The organism is Plesiomonas shigelloides, from assembly GCF_900087055.1.
GTDB lineage: Bacteria > Pseudomonadota > Gammaproteobacteria > Enterobacterales > CAMTGL01 > Plesiomonas > Plesiomonas shigelloides.
Window position 1 is genome coordinate 3,264,516 of sequence record NZ_LT575468.1, and the last position, 20,485, is coordinate 3,285,000.

The following is a 20,485-nucleotide window of genomic DNA, read 5'->3' on the forward strand; positions in this document are numbered from 1 at the left end:
CGTTATCACGGCAGCAGGTGCTCCCCGCGCCATAAATCGCTTAAAGTTTCTCGCTCTCGGATCAGGTGAAATTCGGTGCCGTCAACCAGCACCTCAGCCGCCCGTGGCCGAGAGTTATAATTCGAGCTCATGCTAAAACCGTAGGCCCCAGCTGAGCGCACCACCAGCAAATCGCCTTGGGCGATGGCCAGTTCTCGCTGCTTACCGAGAAAATCACTGGTTTCGCACACCGGCCCCACCACATCGTAGCAAGCGCTCGGGCGTACTAAGGCGCGATCGGCGGGCAGGATTTGCATCCACGCCTGATACAGTGCCGGACGCAACAGGTCGTTCATCCCCGCATCCACAATCGCAAAGTGACGATCGGCGGAGGCTTTCAGGTATTCCACCCGTGTCAGCATCACCCCAGCATTGGCGACAATCGCACGACCGGGCTCAAACACCAGCTCCAGCTCAGGTCGTCCGGCCAATTTGGCCAGTAGCGCCGCGGCATACTCCGCCGGTTGCGGTGGGGTTTCGCTATCATAGCGCACCCCAAGGCCGCCGCCGACATCCACATGGCGTAAATGGATGCCATCTTCCGCTAATGCGTCAATCAGCAGCAGTAAACGGTCTAATGCGTCCAAAAACGGCGCTAATTCAGTCAATTGCGAGCCGATATGGCAATCAATGCCCACCACCTGCAGATGCGGCAGATCGCGCGCGATACGGTAAATGCGCCGCGCGTCTTGATGGCTGATGCCAAATTTGTTCTCTTTCAGACCGGTGGAGATGTACGGATGGGTCTTGGCATCCACATCGGGGTTTACCCGTAACGAGACTGGCGCGCGGCAACCGCGTTCACCGGCAATCTGATTGAGGCGCTGTAATTCAGCTTCCGACTCCACGTTAAAGCAGCGGATCCCGACCTCCAAGGCGCGCTCGATATCGCTTCGGCTTTTCGCCACCCCAGAAAACACCACCTTGTCTGGCGCACCGCCGGCGGCTAATACGCGCTCCAGCTCGCCACGAGACACAATATCAAACCCCGAACCCAAGCGGGCCAGCAGATTGAGCAGTGCCAAGGTGGAGTTGGCTTTGACCGCATAGCAAATCAGGTGTGGATGACCGGCCACTGCAGTATCAAAGGCGTGCCAGTGACGCTCCAGCGTCGCGCGGGAATAGACATACAGCGGGGTACCAAACTGCGCGGCCAATGCAGGCAGTGCCACGCCTTCAGCATATAACTGCTGATCGTCCTGATAGTTAAAATGATCCAACGTGCCCTTCCTTGAGTTGTGCAATCAAGCTCTGCTTGCCGGGAGCTGGGATGCTACGCCGCCTCGCGTCCATCGCGATGCGGCGTGGGCGATTACGCTGCCGGTGCGGTTTCCGCGGCTGGTGCCGCTTGTGGCGCGGTCGGCGCCGGCTTTTCTGGCGCTGGCATATACAGTGGACCTTTTACGCCACACCCCGCCAACGTCAGTACCACACCCAGTGCCCATGCACGGCAAAGAGAATTCTTCATGAGATTGCCTGTTATTTACGATAATAAGACTTCTATAATCGCAGCTCGATCATGAAAAGCAATAGGATAGCCACCATGAATGACACTGAATTTCATCAGGCCGCAGACGCCATCTGGCTGGCGCTGGAAGAGAAACTGGATGCGATCGATACCGATATCGATTATGACACCCAAGGCGGGGTGATGACCCTGACCTTTGAGAACGACAGCAAAATCATCCTCAACCGCCAGCAGCCACTGCATCAGATCTGGGTCGCCACCAAATTTGGCGGCTTCCATTTCAACTTTGTCGACCAAGAGTGGATCTGCGATCGCAGCGGTGCGGAGTTCTGGGATTTTATGTCGGTCGCCTGCACCCGTCAGGCCGAGGAAGAGGTGGATCTGCGCTAAAGCGCGTTATTGACCGTTACCCATGTTGCCTGCACCACTGACTCAATGGCGCATAATGCGGTAACGGTCAATCAGCCGCCGTCACGCTTACGCCTGTGAGCGGCTGTGCTGAAACAGCGCCTCGGGCGTCCAGGTCGTATCCTGATTGGCCGCCGTATCACGCGGCGCGCCGCTGCGGTACGGCTCTATCTGGGTCATCCCATCGCGCTGTACCATCAGATAAAACTGCGGCAGGTTGAAGTTGATAATGCTGGCACCGAATGTCAGCTTGTCATGCGATGCCGCGTAGAAGCGGTTCACATCCTGCACCAACTCATCTTTGTTACCTTCGCAGTTCTGATACACCTCGATGCGGTTAGACTCATCCAGAATGTAGATATTAAAACCACGTTCGCTGTCTTCGAAGAAGAACTGAATGATCCCTTCGCTGGCGTAAGCATCGACAATCGGCGGCAAATTGGGCTCTTCGCTACCCAACATCAGCGGGAAGCCGTGCAATTTGGTGTTGGAGATACAGCCGTAGAAATCGACGCCGTTTTCCAACTTTTGCACCGAAACACCGCGCCGCTCGAAGAACAAGCCCCAAGTCTGGCCGGCAATGCGCAGCGATTTAAAGCGTTTCGGCTCTTGGCGCTCACTGGACAAGCGCAGATCGATACACTCGGCCACCAGCTGCGAGACTCGGTTGCGGATAATCGCCCGCAGATGACGGCTGTAGCAGAACACTTCGACCGCTTCCGGTAAGGCCGCATCCTGATGCATCTTGCCGAGGATGGTTTTAATCGCATCCAGCAGGCACTCTTCGCCACGAAAATGCAGGGTCCGCACTTCGTTCCACGAATTGCGATACAGCAGATCAACGCTGCCGACTAAGCTTTGCTGCTGCTGACCGAAGCTGAACACATCGGTTTGGCTAAAATCAAAACGCACCGCCGTGTTGTTAAAATCAGCGGTGGGATCGACTTCCAGATTGATGATGATGCCGAGGTGGCGAATTTCGCACGGGCTATACAGCTCTTTCTGGCTCGGCATCGGCCGCTTAATCGGGAAGTGGCTGCGAATATCTTGCACCAGCTGACACAGCTTGGCGGTATCACAGGCACTGCCGCCCTGCACATGCAGCCGGGTTTGCGGCGTCAGCAGACCATTAAAATAGGTCCACGCCACCAGCTTACTCAGGTAGCGGTTGTATTCCAGATTCGGTCGACCAGCAATTTCAAACAGCAATGGCGCCTTGTTATACAGATACCAGCCTTTGGCATTACTGCGACCATCCGGTACCTGAATAAAGGTCAAGTCACGCTCGGATAAGTCCGGCGAAATTTGCGGGTTCACCAAGGTGACCTTGCCCGGCAGCACTTCGAATGCGGCATACAGTTTACGGGTCAGCACCCCGATATCTTCAGGGCTGGCACTGACACTGAGGTTGTGGCGACGGGCAAAGCGGATCAGGTTGCGATAGCTTTGCATCAACGCTTCCAGCAGCTCATTGTGCGCTTCGCGAACCTGCTCGATTTTCCAGTGCGCGCGGTTATCTAGCTTACGGATCTTGGCCGCATCCCAGCCCCACTCGGCCACTAAGCCTTGCAGCACTTCACGCCGCCAGCTGATCACGGTCGGAGTCTGCGATAATTTCTCGCACACTTTGAGATAAAAACAGCGGCGCGCCAGATCAAGACGCGTTTCGTCACCGACCGAAGTCAGGTAACGGGTCACCCGCCCCAGCATCATGCTGTAAGCATCCAGACCGCAGCTGATAATGTCGCCGGAGTGCAGACAACGCTTCATCTCCAACGCCAGTAATTCGGTTTCGGGGTATTCGCAGGAATAGGCTTCCAGCAGCAAGCTTTTCAACACCGCTTTGTACGGCGAGTCGATACTCTTGTACAGCTGCCACAAGCTGGCGCCGTAATATTCCGCCGCCGACAATTTGCCTAGGCCGCCTAAGTCCAACCACTCGTTGGCGTTGAGCGCCCCTTGTGCGTACAGCAGCAAGACATACTCGTCATACTGCTCTTCCATCTCCACCGGCACCATATTCCACAAAATCCGCTTACCGGCTAAACGCACCGCGGTGCGGTAAAACTCATCCAGCAGCAACAGGTGCTGCATCGAGCCGCAGTTTTCGGTACTTAAGGTGTCGTATTCGTTGTGACGGAAGCGATTTTCATCAATCAGGAAGAAGCTGATGTCCACGCCACGCGAGCGCGCCCATTGCTCGAGCAAAGTGCATTTATCCAGCAGACGCTGACGCTCATCGCGATCCAGCCACGACTGGTGACAGACCCAGATATCCAGATCGGAATCGGCACTTTGACCCACGGAAGAGGTACTGCCCATCGAATAGATGGCGGTGATCGGAAGCTCGCCTTGATGCGGCTCACTGAGTGGCTGCCCCCAAGCGCGGGAGCAGTCGTCGATGAACTGCTGTTGCATTTCATCAGGCGTAAACAGGCAGACGCCATGCGGCACCCCATCATCGAGGTAGCCCGGCATCATCGGGTGGTTGTAATTTAACAAAACGGGCAACAGGCTGTAGACCTGATGAAAAGCAGGCCCCATCGCCGCCAACGCACGTTCAACGCGCAGCTGGTTTATGGCATCCATTCGCCGTTTGAGTGTCTCAATATACAGGTACAATACGCATTGCCTGACATTAATACCGGAGCCCCGGTAACCTACCCACCGACACCATGCACATCCGTGTCTTACCCAAGCCTTGTGCTGTTACTTTTTGATGATGTCGAAAACGTGATCAATTTAACATTTTCAACGGTCACCGTAAAGACAACAAGGTTAATCCAGCCACGAAATCCTGTTGCACGTCAACCACCACAGTGAAAAAAGCAGGCCGTCGTGAAACCCAGATCAAGTTCACAAATTATTTACATTAAATAACGAAAAACGCAATAGCTCTCACAATTATGCCGCCGAATATCGCCGCCAAACGCACAGAGTGCGATCCGATGCGCTGACACCTGCTACCGCCCGGTGGTAGGATTAGCTATCTTCGTCATACGGTTAACAGCATGTCCAAACAGCTTATTCGCATCGCCACCCGTCAAAGTCCGCTTGCCTTATGGCAGGCCGAGCATGTTCGCCAGTTACTGTGTGCCCAGCACCCAGATCTGGAGGTAACGCTGGTGCCGATGGTTACTAAGGGGGATGTGATCCTCGATACCCCGCTGGCCAAAGTCGGTGGCAAGGGGCTGTTTGTCAAAGAGCTGGAATTGGCCCTGCTCGAACAGCGCGCCGATATCGCCGTGCATTCGATGAAAGACGTGCCGGTCGAATTCCCAGACGGTTTAGGCTTGGTCTGCATCTGCGAGCGCGATGATCCGCACGATGCGCTGGTATCCAATCACTATGACTCGCTGGATGCGCTGCCTCAGGGTGCCATCGTTGGCACCTCCAGTTTACGCCGCCAATGTCAGCTACGCGCCGCGCGCCCCGATCTGCACATCAAAGATCTGCGCGGCAATGTCGGCACTCGCTTGAGCAAGCTGGATAACGGCGAATATGACGCCATCATTTTGGCCGCTGCAGGCCTGCGCCGCTTGGGGCTAGAAGCGCGTATTCGCGCCCGTTTGAGCGTGCAGCAATCGCTGCCAGCAGTCGGTCAGGGTGCCATCGGCATCGAATGCCGACTGGATGATGCGCGGGTTCGCGCGCTGTTAGCACCACTCAATCACGCCGACACCGCCGATCGCGTCGTGGCCGAACGGGCGATGAACAACCGCCTGCAAGGTGGCTGTCAGGTGCCGATAGGCAGCTATGCCGAACTGACGGGCGATCAGCTCTATTTGCGCGCACTGGTCGGCGCGCCCGATGGCTCGCGCCTGTTGCAAGCCGAGATCCGCGGCCCGCGCACGGAAGCCGAACAGCTCGGCAGCGCACTGGCAGAACAACTGCTGGACGCCGGTGCCGGTAGTATCTTGTCTGCCGTGTACGGCCATGCAGTGAAGTAACGGAAGTAGCACAGCGGCATGACCATTTTAGTCACCCGGCCAGATCAGGCCGGCATCGAATTGACCACCGCCTTGTCCGCCGCCGGACGAGCGGCGATCCATGCGCCGTTATTTACACTGGCCGCCGGCAGTGAATTGAACTTGCTGCCGGGCTATTTCAGTCGCTTGAATCCCGGTGATTGGATTATTGCTGCGTCTGGGCACGCGGTCAGCTATGCTGAGCAAACGGTTGAGCAAATTGGTGGCCGCTGGCCACACGTGCAGTATGCCGCGGTCGGCCGTAGTACCGCCCTGCATCTGCAACAAGCTTGTGGGCAACCGGTGTTGTTCCCGGCGTGCGATGAAACCAGCGAAGGGCTGTTACAGCTGCCCGCCCTGCAAACCGTGAGCGGTCAGCAGGTACTGATTTTACGCGGCAATGGCGGTCGACCGTTATTGGCGCAGGTGCTGCGTGAGCGCGGTGCCGAAGTGAATTTTTGCGAATGCTATCAACGCGTTCCTTTGGAATATTGCGGCGCGCAACAGACCGATATCTGGCAGCGCGCCAATGTAAATCTGCTGGTGATCACCAGCGGCGATATACTGCAACAACTTGTTGCACTGGTACCTGACACTGCCCATCACTGGCTGACATCCTGCCGGTTAGTGGTTGTCAGTAAACGTATTGCTGCAATGGCCCGGGAGTTTGGCTGGCAGGAAATCGTGATTTCCGACCGCGCCGATAACCGATCGCTGATTGCCGCAGTTGAACAATTTGAATAACTCGGGACGAATCTCAATGACGGATCAAAAGCCCCAGTCATCTCCCGCTGCGGATGAACAAGCCTCCTCTACCCCTGTACCAGAGACAGCAGCTTCCCAGCCGGTCACTCAGCCCGCACCGGCCAAGCCGGACACTGCCGCTCCTGCGCGCAGCGGGGGTCAGACGCTGGGCGCGATCGCCATTGCGCTGGTGATTGCCCTCGGCGGCGGCTTGTACTACCACGGCCACCAGCAAAATCAGAGTCAGATGAGCGATCTGGCCCAGATGCGCCAACAGGTCGATACCTTGAGCAGCGCCCTCACTCAGGCTCTGGATAACCAGAAAAAACTGGCCGGTGAGATGAGCAGCGAAATGAATCAAACCTTGGAAAAGGCGCGCCAAACCCAAGCGGCCCAAGAAGAGCAAATCCGCACCCTGCAGCGTCAGCTGACCGAGGTTGCCGGACGTCGCTCGAATGACTGGCTGCTGGCCGAAGCCGACTATCTGGTCAAAAATGCCGGTCGCAAACTGTGGATGGAGCAAGATGTCACCTCCGCCGGTGCCCTGCTGAAAAGTGCCGATCTCAGCTTGGCGCAGATGAATGACCCCAGCCTGCTGCCAATCCGCCAAGCATTGAAAGATGACATCAGCGCCCTGGCCGGCATCAACAAAGTGGACACCGACGGTCTGATCCTCGAGATCACCAGTCTGGCCAATAAGGTTGATAACCTGAAACTGGCCGACACCCAACTGCCACCAGCAGAAGGGGCGACCGAAGATCTGACTCTGAGCAGCTCGATTAACGACTGGAAATCCAACCTGATGAAGAGCTGGGACAGTTTCGTGAACGACTTCATCACCGTGCGTCGTCGCGATGGGAATGTCGAGCCACTGCTGGCACCTAATCAGGATTACTACCTGCGGGAAAATATCCGTCAGCGTCTGCAAATGGCTGCGATGGCTATTCCACGGCACCAGAACGAGCTGTATAAGCAGTCACTGGAAAAAGTGGATACCTGGGTTCGCTCCTACTTCGATATGCAAGACAGCAGCACCCAAGCGTTCTTAAATGAGCTGGAAGCCTTGAGCCAAGAGTCTATCTACATGGACTTGCCAACCACGCTCAAGAGCCAGCCGCTGCTTGAAGATGCGCTGCAAACCCGTGTGCGTAACCTGCTGGCTCAGCCTGGCGTCAATGCCGCACCGGCTCCGGTGACCAGTGCACCAGCCAATGCGGCACCGGCACCCGCCACTAACTAACCGGGAGTTGTCATGACACGTATTTTTATACTGCTTGCCATCATCATCGGCGGACTGGTGATCGGGCCGGAATTTGCCGGTCATCAGGGCTATGTGCTGATTGTGGCCGGTCCGTATACCGTGGAAATGAGCCTGACCAGCATGATCATCTTGGTGATCTTGACGCTGGCCGCGCTGTTTATTCTGGATGCGGTGCTGCGCCGTCTGCTGCGTATTGGCTCATCCACCCACGGCTGGTTTGCACGCCGCAAACAAAACCGCGCCCGTAAACAAACCCTAGCCGGTCTGCTGAAACTGACCGAAGGTGATTACCAACAGGCCGAGCGCCTGATGGCGAAGAGCGCCGAGCATGCTGATCAACCGGTGGTGAACCTGCTGATGGCCGCCGAAGCGGCACAGCAACGCGGCGATAACTTAAGCTGCAACCAGTATCTGCACCGCGCCGCCGAGTTGGCCGGTAACGATACCCTGCCGGTCGATATCACCCGCGTGCGCCTGCAACTGGCCCAAGGCGAGATCCATGCCGCTCGTCATGGCGTCGATCATCTGCTGGCCGTCGCGCCACGTCATCCACAGGTGCTGCGTTTGGCCGAGCAAGCCTATACCCAAGCGGGCGCGTATGCCGCGCTGCTGGATCTGCTGCCACAGCTGACCAAATCCGGTTTGTTCCCAGAGCAAGAGCTGGAGCAAATCGAGCTGAATGCCGAAGATGGCCTGATGAACAAGGCGATGAAGGAAAACGGCAGTGAAGGCTTGATGGCTTGGCTGCGCAATCAGCCACGTCGTCGTCGCACCAATCCGCGGACCTTAGCACTGCTGGCCAACCATCTGATTGAGTGTGATGATCACCATCACGCGCAAGAAGTGCTGCTGAGCGGTCTGCGTAAATCGTCCGAGCCACAGCTGCTAACCGTGTTGAGTCGTCTGCACCCAACCGATCCTGCTGCGGTGGAAAAAGTGCTGCAGCATCTGATGAAAAAAGATCCGGAGAACGCACTGCTGAACCGCGCGCTGGGTCACCTACTGGCGGTACAAGGCCAATATCCGGAAGCAGAAAGCGCCCTGCGCAAAGCACTGGCACAACAGCCGAACGCCGCTGACTATGCGCTGCTGGCTAACGTGCTGGAAAAAGCCGGTCACCCGCAAGATGCCGGTGAGATGCGCCGCCGTGGTCTGGCATTGGTCGATGGTGAGCACCACGCCTAACTCGGCCCCATCACCAGCGTACTAATAACAACGGGAGGCTTAGCCTCCCGTTTTTTTATGTCGCGTTTTTATGCCTAGCGCTTCGCGCAGAGCAAATTAGATAAAGGCAAACGCATCACCGTACAGATGCGCGGCATCGGCATCACGCTGCTCGCAGAACAGCTCGCGCGCCACTTTGGCCATCTCAAACCGTCCCGCGATATAGATGTCATAACCGGCCAAGGAAGCAAAATCCTGCATCACGGCGGCCAACACGGTGCCACTGCGTCCAGACCAGTTATCCGCAGGTTGCTCCACCACCGGGATCACCTGCAAGTTACGGTGCTCGGCGGCCAGTGCCTGCAATTCTGGCAGGTCATACAGGTGGGTCAGCTCACGGCCGCCCCAATATAAAGAGACCGGACGCTGCGGCTGCTGCGCCAGCAGATCCAGCACAATGGAGCGCACGTAGGAAAAACCGGTACCACCGGCAATCAAGATCACCGGCGCTTGGCTATCGGCGCGATACCAGGCCTCACCGAACGGCATTTCCACCGTCACTGGCTCGCCGGTTTTAATCTTATCCATCACCGCCATGGCATACGGATTATGCTCGGAAGCGCCGATATGCAGCTCAATCTCATGGCTATTGTCCGGTGTCGATGCAATGGAGAACGGACGCTTATCGCGCTCCCCCATGACCACCATCAGATACTGGCCAGCACGAAAACTGACCGCCTGATCCGGTTGCAGCCGGACGCGATAGACGGTTTCGGTGATCGGCTCAACCAGCGACACTTTACAGCAAAACGTTGTCATGACTTTTCCTCTACCGCCCGAGCGGCGTTTTTCTTGTCTGTTGTTCGTGTTGGATCTTGTTATCGTACTCAGCAAGGGCTGATGACCCTTTCCCGTTGACCACATCGGGCAAGCGATGAGCCTGTGACCAACGAGATGCACGTTTATTGATTACCGCAACGCTTTATTTTTGCGCCGCAGCCTCTGACGCCGGCGGATCCAGCTGTAAGCTGTCCCAGATCGCATCGATCTTGGCTACCACCGCGGGATCGCGTGCAATCGGACGGCCCCATTCACGATCCGTTTCCCCCGGCCATTTGCTGGTCGCATCCATCCCCATCTTGGAGCCTAAACCGGAAACCGGTGAGGCAAAATCCAGATAATCGATTGGGGTGTTTTCCACCAGCAACGTATCACGCGCCGGATCCATCCGCGTGGTAATGGCCCAGATCACATCATTCCAATCACGGGCATTAACGTCATCATCACACACAATCACAAATTTGGTGTACATAAACTGACGTAAAAACGACCAGACGCCCATCATCACCCGTTTAGCATGCCCCGGATACTGTTTCTTCATCGTCACCACCGCCATGCGGTATGAACAGCCTTCCGGCGGCAAGTAGAAATCGACAATCTCAGGAAATTGCTTTTGCAGCAGTGGCACAAACACTTCGTTCAACGCCACCCCGAGTACCGCCGGCTCATCCGGTGGCCGTCCGGTGTAGGTGGAGTGATAGATAGCATCGCGGCGGCGGGTCACGCAGGTGACAGTAAAGACTGGGAAGTTATCTACTTCGTTATAATAACCGGTGTGATCGCCATACGGCCCTTCTGGTGCCAGTTCACCCGGCTCGATGTAACCTTCCAGCACGATTTCCGCCGACGCCGGCACTTCCAGATCGCAGGTTAAGCATTTCACCACTTCGGTCTTAGTACCGCGCAGCAAACCGGCAAACGCATATTCTGACAGGGTATCGGGGATAGGTGTTACCGCCGCCAAAATAGTGGCTGGATCGGCGCCCAATGCCACCACCACCGGAAAACGCTCACCAGGATGGGCCTGCTGCCACTCTTGAAAATCGAGCGCGCCACCACGGTGCGATAACCAGCGCATGATCAGTTTGTTACGACCGAGCAGTTGCTGACGATAGATGCCAAGGTTCTGCCGCTCCCGCACCGGACCACGGGTGACCGTCAGCCCCCACGTCACCAACGGCGCCGCATCTTCGGGCCAGCAGCGCATCACCGGCAACGCGGTCAAATCCACCGCCTCACCTTGTTGCACCACTTCCTGACACGGAGCACTGCTGAGACGCTTGGTCGGCATATTCAACACCTGGCGAAACTTGGGCATTTTTTCCCACAGGTCACGAAATCCCTTCGGCGGCTCTGGCTCTTTGAGAAAGGCCAGTAACTGGCCGACATCGCGCAAGGCGCTGACATCATCTTGCCCCATCCCCAGCGCGACTCGCTGCGGCGTACCGAACAGATTGCACAGCACCGGCATGGTATAACCGGTCGGATTTTCAAACAGCAGTGCCGGGCCACCCGCGCGCAGTACGCGATCAGCAATCTCGGTCATCTCCAAATCCGGCGATACCGGTACCCGGATGCGTTTTAACTCACCTCGCGCTTCCAGCAAGGCGATAAATTCTCGCAGATCTTTATATTTCATCGGCAGTCCTTTTCTCGGCGGCGTCCGCCATTATAAGCATTCTGGCGGTTAAAGCCGAGCGACCACCGCGCGGTGAATCACAGGCATAAAAAAACGCGGCCATCGCCGCGTTTTTTCGTCCACGCCCTGCAGAGCTGCAGGCGGTACAGAAGAGGTCAGAATGCTTAATCCAGCAGACGACGCGCCGCTTCAACCACGATCTGCACCGCATCACTTTCGGTCGCTTTCATGGTTTCGGCGTTCGGGATTTCCTGTTGGGTGCGGTTTACGATCACGCCGGCCACCATACCCGCACGCCAGCCTTGGCTCGCACACATGGTCAGTAAGGTCGCGGATTCCATTTCGTAGTTCATCACGCCCAGATCCTGCCACTCTTGCATCGAGCCTTGGAAGCGACGCACCACACGGCCAGAAACGGTGTCATAACGCTCTTGACCTGGGTAGAAGGTATCGGAAGAAGCGGTAATACCGATATGGGTCTTCGCGCCGCGCTCTTTCGCTGCCGCAACCAGCGCAGTCGTACAATCAAAGTCAGCCACCGCAGGGTATTCCATTGGCGCAAAGTGCAAGCTCGCACCGTCCAGACGTACCGAGGCAGTAGTGACCAGCACGTCACCAACATTGATGTGTGGCTGAATGGCACCGGTGGTACCTACACGCAGGAAAGTACGCACGCCCAGTTGTGCCAGCTCTTCCACTGCAATCGAAGTAGAAGGACCGCCAATCCCAGTAGAGCAGATCACCACTGGCTTGCCGTCCAGTTCGCCCAACCAAGACGTAAACTCACGGTGACTGGCCAGATGAACCGGGTTATCCATCAGCTCGGCAATTTTCTTCACACGCTCCGGGTCGCCCGGAACAATCGCCAAGGTAGCGCCTTTCAGGTCACTTTTAGTCAATCCAAGGTGGAATACATCTGATTTCGCCATGGTCATGGCTCCTTCTTTTAATCGAATGGGTCAGAATACAGGAGGCGAGTCCTTGCACTATTAAGTCATTACTGTAGCGAAGAGCCGCCTGCTGATATGTGACGAATGCCAAATCTAGGCAATTAACATACAACATATTACCTAAATTATGTGATGTATATCAGACTATGGCGCGCGTCCGTTCATATATTGCACATATTGTACGCAACATCCGCGCCCACGCTGTTTCGCCGCATACAGCGCCTGATCGGCACAATCTTGGATCTGATCGGGATTTTGTCCAGCCTGATACACCGCTGCGCCAAGGGTAATGCTCAGATGAATTGCCTGCTGACGGAAACTGAATACCGGCTCACGCACCGCCAGCAACATTCGCTCGCCAAGACTTTGCACCGCATCGCTTTGAGTCACCGGCGTCATCAGCGCAAACTCATCGCCACCAATGCGCGCCAGATAAGTACCGCTGCCGGCGGCTTGCTGCAAGCGCAGCGCCACCTCAATTAACGCCGCATCCCCCGCCGCATGACCAAAGCAATCATTGATGCGCTTAAAATAATCCATATCGATCATAAACAGGGTGAACGGCCGAGTACTCTGGCAAAACTCCCCCAGCAAGCGATCATAAGCGCGGCGATTGAGCACCCGCGTTAAGTGATCATGCTCCAACATAAACTCTAGCTCGCGCGTGCGCTGTTGCAGCAAAAATTCATACAGACCGGTACGGTTCACCACATAACCGACAATCAAGCTGACCAACAGGGAAACCACCAGCCCGCCCCACCACAAAATCTTCAGCAGCAGGCGATTTTCGGCGTACAGCGCCCAATGGCCGGTTACCGAAACCTTCCAGTGTCGATCACCTTGGGCAATATATTCCACGTGCTGCATGAGCGGCCCTGCCGAGCGCGGCGCAGCAACAGCGGCGGCTGAGTGATACAACACAATTTCTGAGCTCGATGAAACGTCACTGATTTGAATCGCCATCCCCGGACGTGGATTAATGGTGTTTATCACATGAGAAAAATAAGCATAGCTGTTAATCACCGAAACAAATATGCCATCTAAACTTTTATCGCGGATATTACGCACCGCGTTGATCACCAAAAAACCATTTTTCCGATTGTTATTTTTGCTCTGCTGATTCCATAACCGAATCGGGTCAGTAATTATTTGCTCCGCGCCCGCAATAATATCAGCCAAATAACTGTCACGTTTTTCGCCGCCAAATAACAAGCCTAAATATTGCTGATTTTGCTCGGTAGCCGGATAGACAAACGCTAATGGAAAGATATACGGCTGCGCCAATAGAGTGTCGAGCGGCGTATTGTCACTAAATAACCATCCTTGATAATGATAAGCCGGATAAATATTGCGCATCTGCTGTAAAAAAGGAGCCACTTGGTCTTGTGTTACCAGCGGAAACCACTCTAACTTGACGGTTTGTGGCGCACTTAAGCGCATGCTCTCGATATAGGCCTGAATATCGCGCAGTGGCACGTAATTATTGAGCCGGAACCCTAAGGATAATGACGTCAATAATTGCAAATCGGTTTTGATAGAACCGCGGACTTTCGCGACATACGCGCGAGCTTCAGCAGCAAAGAATCGCTGTTGCTCAATTTTATTCTGACGCGACAACTCGTAAAACGCGCTGACATCCACGAAGAATAACAGAATAAAAACAAAAAAAGTCCACCGCCATACCTGCCAGAATGCCCGCGGTTTGCGTTTTTCCATGTAATCTTAACTCCTGCCTTGGCTCAAATACGGCACAAAATAGCCTTGGCGTGAAACTTGGGCATGATGTCGATGATTGGGTTAGTATAAATCAGACAAAAAGCTCTTGGCTATAAAAGGCAGGATAGAACAATCTCACGTGCACTCATGGTTTATGTATCATAATAAAACAGGAATATTCTGATTTATGAGTAATGCGACTCCCAAACCCGCGCAGCGCGATGGTTTCACCTCCAGTTTTGGCGTCATTGCCGCCACGTTAGGCTCTGCGGTTGGACTGGGCAATATCTGGAAATTTCCCTATCTGACCGGTGCCAACGGCGGTGCCAGCTTCCTGCTGGTGTACCTGCTCGCCACCTTGCTGATTGGCCTGCCGATCATGATTGCGGAGCTCACCTTAGGCCGCGCCGCCAAAGCCGATGCCATTACCACCTTCGTCAAACTCGCCCCGCGCCGCTCAGCGTGGTGGGTGATTGGTCTGCTCGGCGTTATTTGCGCCTACTTGATCATGGGTTTCTACTCGGAAGTGGCCGGCTGGGTCTTTGCTTACATTTTCAAATCCGCCGACGGTTCATTGCTCTCGAGCAGCCCGCAAGCGACAGGCGCAGCCTTTGATGCGCTGATCCACAATCCGTGGCAAGCCCTACTGTGGCAATGGTTAGTCCTGTTGGTGATCGGCGGGGTGCTGATTATCGGGGTCTCGAAAGGGATTGAAGCGGTAACCAAGAAACTGATGCCGATTTTGTTTGTGCTGCTGGTGATTATTGCCGTGCGCAGCCTGACTCTGCCGGGTGCGGCAGAAGGTTTAAGTTTCCTGTTCAGCCCCGATTTTAGCAAAATTGATGCTGGCGTGATCCTGACCGCAATGGGCTTGGCGTTTTTCAAGCTGTCGATCGGGATGGGCACCATGCTGACCTACGGTAGCTACTTTCGCGATGACCAGAATATCCCCGCCACCGCGTTACGCGTGATGACCGCCGATCTGTTTGTCTCGATGCTGGCGGGGATCGCCATCTTCCCTGCGGTCTTCAGCTTTGGCTTTACCCCATCCGCAGGCCCATCACTGCTGTTTATCACTATCCCAGCGGTATTTGCCCAGATGCCATTCGGTCACTTACTGATGGTGGTATTCTTTGTACTATCGGCGATTGCGGCAACCGGCGCGATGCTGTCGATTCTGGAAGTCCCGGTATCGGTGATCAGCGAGCGCTTTAAGATTAGCCGTACCCGCTCGGTGCTGATCAACGTGCTGTTCTTAGCCCTGATCGGCTCCACCTGCGCCTTATCCAACAGCACCTTGGCCCATATCACCGTGGCCGGATTGAACATGTTTGATCTGTTCGACGCGCTCAGCTCTAAGGTACTGATGCCACTAGGTGGGATCTTGCTGAGTCTGTTTGTCGGCTGGGTATGGGGACGCCAACACCTGAGCCAAGCAGTCAGCAATCACGGGCAGCTGCACAACGCCTCACTGACTCGCATCCTGTTCCTGCTGCTGCGCTTTGTCTCGCCGCTGCTGGTACTGATCGTGATGCTCAAAGGGTTGAATCTGTTCTAACCCCTTCGAATATCGCTGATGTGCTTAATTTGAGCTTAATATAGACAACAGGCGACCAGATGGTCGCCTGTTGTTTTTTCTCTTCGCGTTAATCCTGCTCACTTTGTGCCAGCCAAGTTGCCTCTCGCTGCTCGGCAGCAGTTGCAAAATGGACAAAATCATCGCGCGTCCAAAAGGTCTGCGGCAATACCGCCTTCAACGACGCAGGGGTCGATTTATCCGGCCAAATCTGCAGCTGTACGTATTCACTCAGCGGTTGCCCCTGCCAGCGACTGGCCAACCACAAACGGCGTCCCGGTGCCGGCCAATTGGGCGGTAACATCGGCGTTCGCACCCAACCCAACTGATAATTACGCTGCAGCACTAAGCGCCGATCTGGCAAGCGCCGTGTGCTATCCCACCACACACCATCCAATTGCTGTAACGCCTGACGCGCTTGCGCCTCAGGATAAACACCGGCCTGCGCTAAATACATTCGCAACGCCCGATCAAAGCGGTGATTAAAATCCTCCGCCGACACCGGCGCCCCCGGCTCACGCAACAGCTCAGAGCTGAGCCGCGCACCGAGTAAGTTAGAGTACAGATCCTCTGGCGAAAACGCCGATACCGTCTCAGCCATCGCCGGTACCGAGCGATAACCGTACCACTGCGCTATCTCATGCCATTCCGCCAGCTGGAAGGCGATTAAAGCCGCCATACGCGCGGCCAGTAAGCGCCGATCCGCCATCGCACTAGGTGGGGTAAAGGGACGCAGCACCACATGGCGCTGGCCTAACTCAGATGCCAGTACCAGCGAGAATGCCTGGCCTAAGCGCGGTAAGAGGGTTTGGTAAAGATAAAAGGTATTATCGGCGGTATCTCGGATGTGCGCGGTATCTAAAATTCCGCCATCGTGGGTAACCAAAAGACCATTTTTCTCATCGCCTAAGCCTAGCACCGCACCTGCCGAGCGCATCACGCTATCGTTATAGTGATGATGACCGAGTGATTGGGTGTCCAACACATTAGGGATCCGATACCAGGGTAGCGGCACACCTAACAGCGAAGTACGTAAATCCATGCCTAGCGCACAGCAAGGCCGCAGCGCATCCGGTGCCACCGGTGCGCTTTGTGCCGGCAGCGGCAAGCCGCCCATCCCCCAGACCAATAACAGTGGGACCAAGCCGCGTTTCATCAGAAAGCCTCATTCACCTGAAAATAAAAACCAGATGTGTTGCGTCCAACACCCCAATCAAGACGAATATTGACCCGTGGCTTAAACGCAAAGCGATAGCCGACCCCAGCATTTGGCAGCCAATGGGCCTCCGCATCCAGCAACTCACGAGCATGGGCAGTCACGGTTCCCGCACCAGCCCACAGCGCTACGCCGTGCCGCCCACTCAGCTGCTGACGCAATTCCAGTTGCGTCGTCAGTAAATTGCGGTCGGTATATTGCCCTTCGTAATAACCGCGCATCCGCTTATCACTACCGAGCTGGGCCAACTGATTCCACGGCACATCACCGTGAGTAAAATAGCCATACACCTCAGAGGCCAAAATGGTGCGCGCGCTTAATTGCCAGTAGTAGCTATAACGCGCCTCTACGGTGGAAAAATCAGCATCACTACCCAGCGCGGGCAAATAGCGCGTGTATTTCACACTGGCTACCTGACCACGGTAAGGATTGGGCAGAAAATCACGGCTGTCATACGACAAACGCGCACTCACACCGATACTCTGATTACGCTCACCGCCTGGCAATGCGGTAAACAGCGGTTCGTCGCTCTCCGTGCTTAACCGGACCAAAGAGCCGCCCAGCGCCGCATACAAGTCAGGTGCCACCCGATAGGCCAGCTCTGGGGTCAGCTCCAACGCCTTGGCGGTATACTCACGTTTATTACAGTCCTGACTGCCTGCGGCATAGCCGATTCCCCAAAACGAGGTCGGTACATTTTTCACCGCGCCTTTGAGAAACAACCGCCAAGCATCTTGCTGCAAAAAGGTGTTGTTCTCGAAACCCACCCCAAAGGCACCGGTTGAACTGGCAAAACCAGTAAATGACAGTGTGGAGTATTGCGTGTCCCGATCCTGCTTATCGACGCGGTATAACCCAATGGCCGCCGCGCCAATGCCCACGCCCATCTCTGGGTTATAAAACGGCCCCGGCAGTACCCCCCAATCAATCGGCTTACTCTCATCAACCGTCTCGGAAGAGCCTAAATCCTCCAGAAGGGAATCCACCCACTGCGCTGCATACAACGGCGGCGTCATCAGCAGCGTACTCAGCATCAACAGGGAAAAATGAGTCTGTCGCATCAGCAAACGCCTCCGTTAAAAACGCATATCCAAAGTGAAAAATGCACTGGTGCGTTTGCCGAGACCCCATTCGGTCAGCAACAGCAAATTCGGTGTGATCTGATATTGAGCACCCAGCAAAGTATTCCATGGAGATTCCAGATGCTGCTCAACATGGAATTTGCCACTCTTGCTTGGGTCGACCAGCAGTAGCATCTGTTTGAGATTGGCGGGCAATGCCAGGTCAGCAATATTGCCACTAAATGATTGGTCAATGCTCTGGTACATACCACCGGCCCAGACCCGCAGCGGACGATCGAGCACGGAAAACTGATAGCCAACTCGCGGTGATGCGACTAAGGCATCAATTTTGCCATCCAGAATATCCATCTTAGTTTGGGTATAACTGACATCGGTGAGCGCAAACCAGTTGCCGTAACCGCCGGCCAAGACAAAGCCGAGGCCAAAAGTATCACCATGAAATTCCAGAGGGAAATGGATATCTTTAATTTCGATTGGTACAGGGATAGAAAGCTTATGTAACTTCACATCCAGTGAGCCCTGCATATCAAGAATAGAATCAGTTCTACCGTCGGTTTTTCCAACTAAGCCATAAACATTTAGAAAGGGGAAAACCCACATATCAGCACGTAATGTTGAAGTATCTGAGCGTTGTTTTGTCTCTCGAACAGTAGGCGCTAACTTGATATTTTCAGCAGCAATTCCAGGCATAATCGCTACTTTAGGCAATAAACCAGAAAAGCTAATGGAATCGACTTGGATCCCTTGCTTTACCTGCATATGGCTAATATTCAGGCCAAATGGCTCAGGGATTTCATACCCAGCAGCTTTCGCCTCTTCACCCCAGATAGGAAACATCCGAGCCGAGTCTTGTGCATAAGTCGGAACCATCATTCCCGACCACAACACCATTGCTGCCGTCAGTCCACTTCGCCATGTTTGCATGCTATTTCCACGTGCTACTAAAGAAAAGCCCGCACTATAAAGCAAACAAATTTATGAATCGGTGCAAAATGTGCGACAAGTAACACTTTTAAATAACTTATCTACTTGTAACGGTTAGAAAATTAAGAAATAAGATCTATCGATACCCATCAGAAGGCAGGGAAAAGATTGAGGAAATAGGTATAGGGATAAAAAGAAAATAGAAGAAAAAACAGATAAGAAAAAACCAAACTCTCAAAACACAAAAAGCCCATCCGTTAGGATGGGCTCTTCACTTATTTGATGCCTGGCAGTTCCCTACTCTCGCATGGGGAGACCCCACACTACCATCGGCGCTACGGCGTTTCACTTCTGAGTTCGGCATGGGGTCAGGTGGGACCACCGCGCTATCGCCGCCAGGCAAATTCTGTTTCTCTATCGCGTACACTACTTGTGTCTCGCGCCAGAGTTAAAATCTAAAAACAAGCTAAATAACTGATGTATTGTTCTTTGAACAAGTAACTCGTGACTTCATTCATCCAACATCACTTTGGCGTTGTATGGTTAAGCCTCACGGGCAATTAGTACAGGTTAGCTCAACGTATCGCTACGCTTACACACCCTGCCTATCTACGTCGTAGTCTCCAACAACCCTTTAGGAGGCTTTAAGCCTCAGGGATGACTCATCTCGGGGCAAGTTTCGCGCTTAGATGCTTTCAGCGCTTATCTCTTCCGCATTTAGCTACCCGGCAATGCCACTGGCGTGACAACCGGAACACCAGAGATGCGTCCACTCCGGTCCTCTCGTACTAGGAGCAGCCCCCCTCAATCATCCAACGCCCACGACAGATAGGGACCGAACTGTCTCACGACGTTCTAAACCCAGCTCGCGTACCACTTTAAATGGCGAACAGCCATACCCTTGGGACCAACTTCAGCCCCAGGATGTGATGAGCCGACATCGAGGTGCCAAACACCGCCGTCGATATGAACTCTTGGGCGGTATCAGCCTGTTATCCCCGGAGTACCTTTTATCCGTTGAGCGATGGCCCTTCCATTCAGAACCACCGGATCACTAAGACCTACTTTCGTATCTGCTCGACCTGTCCGTCTCGCAGTTAAGCTAGCTTCTGCCTTTGCACTAACCGCATGATGTCCGACCATGCTTAGCTAACCTTCGTGCTCCTCCGTTACTCTTTAGGAGGAGACCGCCCCAGTCAAACTACCCACCAGACACTGTCCGTATCCCGGATTACGGGACAACGTTAGAACATCAAACATTAAAGGGTGGTATTTCAAGGTCGGCTCCACGCAAACTGGCGTTCACGTTTCAATGCCTCCCACCTATCCTACACATCAAGGCTCAATGTTCAGTGTCAAGCTATAGTAAAGGTTCACGGGGTCTTTCCGTCTTGCCGCGGGTACACTGCATCTTCACAGCGATTTCAATTTCACTGAGTCTCGGGTGGAGACAGCCTGGCCATCATTACGCCATTCGTGCAGGTCGGAAC

16 protein-coding genes and 2 rRNA genes (1 of these 18 running past the window's edge) are annotated in these 20,485 nt (G+C 54.6%); 6 read left to right on the top strand and 12 right to left on the bottom strand.

The features are described from left to right. Positions 1-5: 5 nt before the first annotated feature. Positions 6-1,259 (bottom strand): diaminopimelate decarboxylase, encoded by a 1,254-nt coding sequence (gene lysA / locus NCTC9997_RS14520; protein ID WP_064978330.1) that lies wholly within the window; start codon positions 1,257-1,259, stop codon positions 6-8. Between the two features lie 92 nt (positions 1,260-1,351). After that, positions 1,352-1,507: an LPS translocon maturation chaperone LptM gene (gene lptM, locus NCTC9997_RS14525; RefSeq protein ID WP_010864990.1), complete on the bottom strand. Its 156-nt coding sequence runs from the start codon at positions 1,505-1,507 to the stop codon at positions 1,352-1,354. Positions 1,508-1,582: 75 nt separating this feature from the next. Between lptM and cyaY the strand changes: the two genes are divergently transcribed. Then, positions 1,583-1,897 carry an iron donor protein CyaY gene (gene cyaY, locus NCTC9997_RS14530; RefSeq protein WP_010864992.1) on the top strand — a complete coding sequence of 105 codons (315 nt, stop codon included), beginning with the start codon at positions 1,583-1,585 and terminating at the stop codon, positions 1,895-1,897. Between the two features lie 87 nt (positions 1,898-1,984). Here cyaY and NCTC9997_RS14535 read toward each other — a convergent pair whose 3' ends face one another. Continuing rightward, positions 1,985-4,537, bottom strand: a complete 2,553-nt coding sequence (locus NCTC9997_RS14535; protein ID WP_081632909.1) for a class I adenylate cyclase — start codon at positions 4,535-4,537, stop codon at positions 1,985-1,987. A 389-nt stretch (positions 4,538-4,926) separates the two neighbouring features. Here NCTC9997_RS14535 and hemC point away from each other — a divergent pair, with 389 nt between their 5' ends. Genes hemC through NCTC9997_RS14555 form a run of 4 tightly spaced genes read left to right on the top strand, consistent with a single transcriptional unit; the run spans position 4,927 to position 9,073 of the window. Further along, positions 4,927-5,865 (top strand): hydroxymethylbilane synthase, encoded by a 939-nt coding sequence (gene hemC / locus NCTC9997_RS14540; RefSeq protein ID WP_039046785.1) that lies wholly within the window; start codon positions 4,927-4,929, stop codon positions 5,863-5,865. Positions 5,866-5,883: 18 nt separating this feature from the next. Then, positions 5,884-6,627, top strand: a complete 744-nt coding sequence (locus NCTC9997_RS14545) for a uroporphyrinogen-III synthase (protein ID WP_047708262.1) — start codon at positions 5,884-5,886, stop codon at positions 6,625-6,627. 16 nt (positions 6,628-6,643) lie between these two features. Continuing rightward, positions 6,644-7,867 (top strand): uroporphyrinogen-III C-methyltransferase, encoded by a 1,224-nt coding sequence (gene hemX / locus NCTC9997_RS14550; protein WP_064978331.1) that lies wholly within the window; start codon positions 6,644-6,646, stop codon positions 7,865-7,867. A gap of 12 nt (positions 7,868-7,879) precedes the next feature. Further along, on the top strand, positions 7,880-9,073 hold the full coding sequence (locus NCTC9997_RS14555) for a heme biosynthesis HemY N-terminal domain-containing protein (protein WP_064978332.1): 1,194 nt from the start codon (positions 7,880-7,882) through the stop codon (positions 9,071-9,073). Between the two features lie 96 nt (positions 9,074-9,169). Here NCTC9997_RS14555 and fre read toward each other — a convergent pair whose 3' ends face one another. From fre to NCTC9997_RS14575, 4 genes are all read right to left on the bottom strand, one after another. Further along, positions 9,170-9,871, bottom strand: coding sequence for an NAD(P)H-flavin reductase (gene fre, locus NCTC9997_RS14560; protein ID WP_010864998.1), 702 nt, complete (start codon positions 9,869-9,871; stop codon positions 9,170-9,172). 163 nt (positions 9,872-10,034) lie between these two features. Next, positions 10,035-11,531 carry a 4-hydroxy-3-polyprenylbenzoate decarboxylase gene (gene ubiD, locus NCTC9997_RS14565; protein WP_064978333.1) on the bottom strand — a complete coding sequence of 499 codons (1,497 nt, stop codon included), beginning with the start codon at positions 11,529-11,531 and terminating at the stop codon, positions 10,035-10,037. Between the two features lie 164 nt (positions 11,532-11,695). Continuing rightward, the gene (udp, locus tag NCTC9997_RS14570; RefSeq protein WP_039046783.1) at positions 11,696-12,460 is read right to left on the bottom strand and encodes a uridine phosphorylase; all 765 of its coding nucleotides are present in this window, start codon (positions 12,458-12,460) and stop codon (positions 11,696-11,698) included. 165 nt (positions 12,461-12,625) lie between these two features. Then, positions 12,626-14,197, bottom strand: a complete 1,572-nt coding sequence (locus NCTC9997_RS14575) for a sensor domain-containing diguanylate cyclase (RefSeq protein WP_064978334.1) — start codon at positions 14,195-14,197, stop codon at positions 12,626-12,628. 187 nt (positions 14,198-14,384) lie between these two features. Here NCTC9997_RS14575 and NCTC9997_RS14580 point away from each other — a divergent pair, with 187 nt between their 5' ends. After that, on the top strand, positions 14,385-15,755 hold the full coding sequence (locus NCTC9997_RS14580) for a sodium-dependent transporter (protein ID WP_064978335.1): 1,371 nt from the start codon (positions 14,385-14,387) through the stop codon (positions 15,753-15,755). Between the two features lie 88 nt (positions 15,756-15,843). Here NCTC9997_RS14580 and NCTC9997_RS14585 read toward each other — a convergent pair whose 3' ends face one another. From NCTC9997_RS14585 to NCTC9997_RS14605, 5 genes are all read right to left on the bottom strand, one after another. After that, positions 15,844-16,929, bottom strand: a complete 1,086-nt coding sequence (locus tag NCTC9997_RS14585; protein WP_064978336.1) for a DUF4056 domain-containing protein — start codon at positions 16,927-16,929, stop codon at positions 15,844-15,846. Next, positions 16,929-18,050, bottom strand: a complete 1,122-nt coding sequence (locus NCTC9997_RS14590) for a BamA/TamA family outer membrane protein (RefSeq protein WP_230405843.1) — start codon at positions 18,048-18,050, stop codon at positions 16,929-16,931. Before NCTC9997_RS14590 ends, NCTC9997_RS14585 begins: the two co-directional genes overlap by 1 nt. 15 nt (positions 18,051-18,065) lie before the next feature. Beyond that, a complete protein-coding gene (locus NCTC9997_RS14595) occupies positions 18,066-18,995 on the bottom strand; it encodes a hypothetical protein (protein WP_064978337.1) in 930 nt (309 codons plus the stop codon). A gap of 284 nt (positions 18,996-19,279) precedes the next feature. After that, a 5S ribosomal RNA gene (gene rrf, locus NCTC9997_RS14600) occupies positions 19,280-19,395 on the bottom strand. 139 nt (positions 19,396-19,534) lie between these two features. After that, positions 19,535-20,485 (bottom strand): 23S ribosomal RNA (locus NCTC9997_RS14605); it runs 1,953 nt beyond the window's last position.

Coding starts and splice junctions, on each gene's coding strand:
- cyaY (WP_010864992.1), top strand. CDS start 1,583: ATGAATGACACTGAATTTCATCAGGCCGCAGACGCCATCTGGCTGGCG.
- fre (WP_010864998.1), bottom strand. CDS start 9,871: ATGACAACGTTTTGCTGTAAAGTGTCGCTGGTTGAGCCGATCACCGAA.
- hemC (WP_039046785.1), top strand. CDS start 4,927: ATGTCCAAACAGCTTATTCGCATCGCCACCCGTCAAAGTCCGCTTGCC.
- NCTC9997_RS14575 (WP_064978334.1), bottom strand. CDS start 14,197: ATGGAAAAACGCAAACCGCGGGCATTCTGGCAGGTATGGCGGTGGACT.
- ubiD (WP_064978333.1), bottom strand. CDS start 11,531: ATGAAATATAAAGATCTGCGAGAATTTATCGCCTTGCTGGAAGCGCGA.
- NCTC9997_RS14585 (WP_064978336.1), bottom strand. CDS start 16,929: ATGAAACGCGGCTTGGTCCCACTGTTATTGGTCTGGGGGATGGGCGGC.
- udp (WP_039046783.1), bottom strand. CDS start 12,460: ATGGCGAAATCAGATGTATTCCACCTTGGATTGACTAAAAGTGACCTG.
- NCTC9997_RS14555 (WP_064978332.1), top strand. CDS start 7,880: ATGACACGTATTTTTATACTGCTTGCCATCATCATCGGCGGACTGGTG.
- hemX (WP_064978331.1), top strand. CDS start 6,644: ATGACGGATCAAAAGCCCCAGTCATCTCCCGCTGCGGATGAACAAGCC.
- lptM (WP_010864990.1), bottom strand. CDS start 1,507: ATGAAGAATTCTCTTTGCCGTGCATGGGCACTGGGTGTGGTACTGACG.
- NCTC9997_RS14580 (WP_064978335.1), top strand. CDS start 14,385: ATGAGTAATGCGACTCCCAAACCCGCGCAGCGCGATGGTTTCACCTCC.
- NCTC9997_RS14590 (WP_230405843.1), bottom strand. CDS start 18,050: ATGCGACAGACTCATTTTTCCCTGTTGATGCTGAGTACGCTGCTGATG.
- NCTC9997_RS14595 (WP_064978337.1), bottom strand. CDS start 18,995: ATGCAAACATGGCGAAGTGGACTGACGGCAGCAATGGTGTTGTGGTCG.
- NCTC9997_RS14545 (WP_047708262.1), top strand. CDS start 5,884: ATGACCATTTTAGTCACCCGGCCAGATCAGGCCGGCATCGAATTGACC.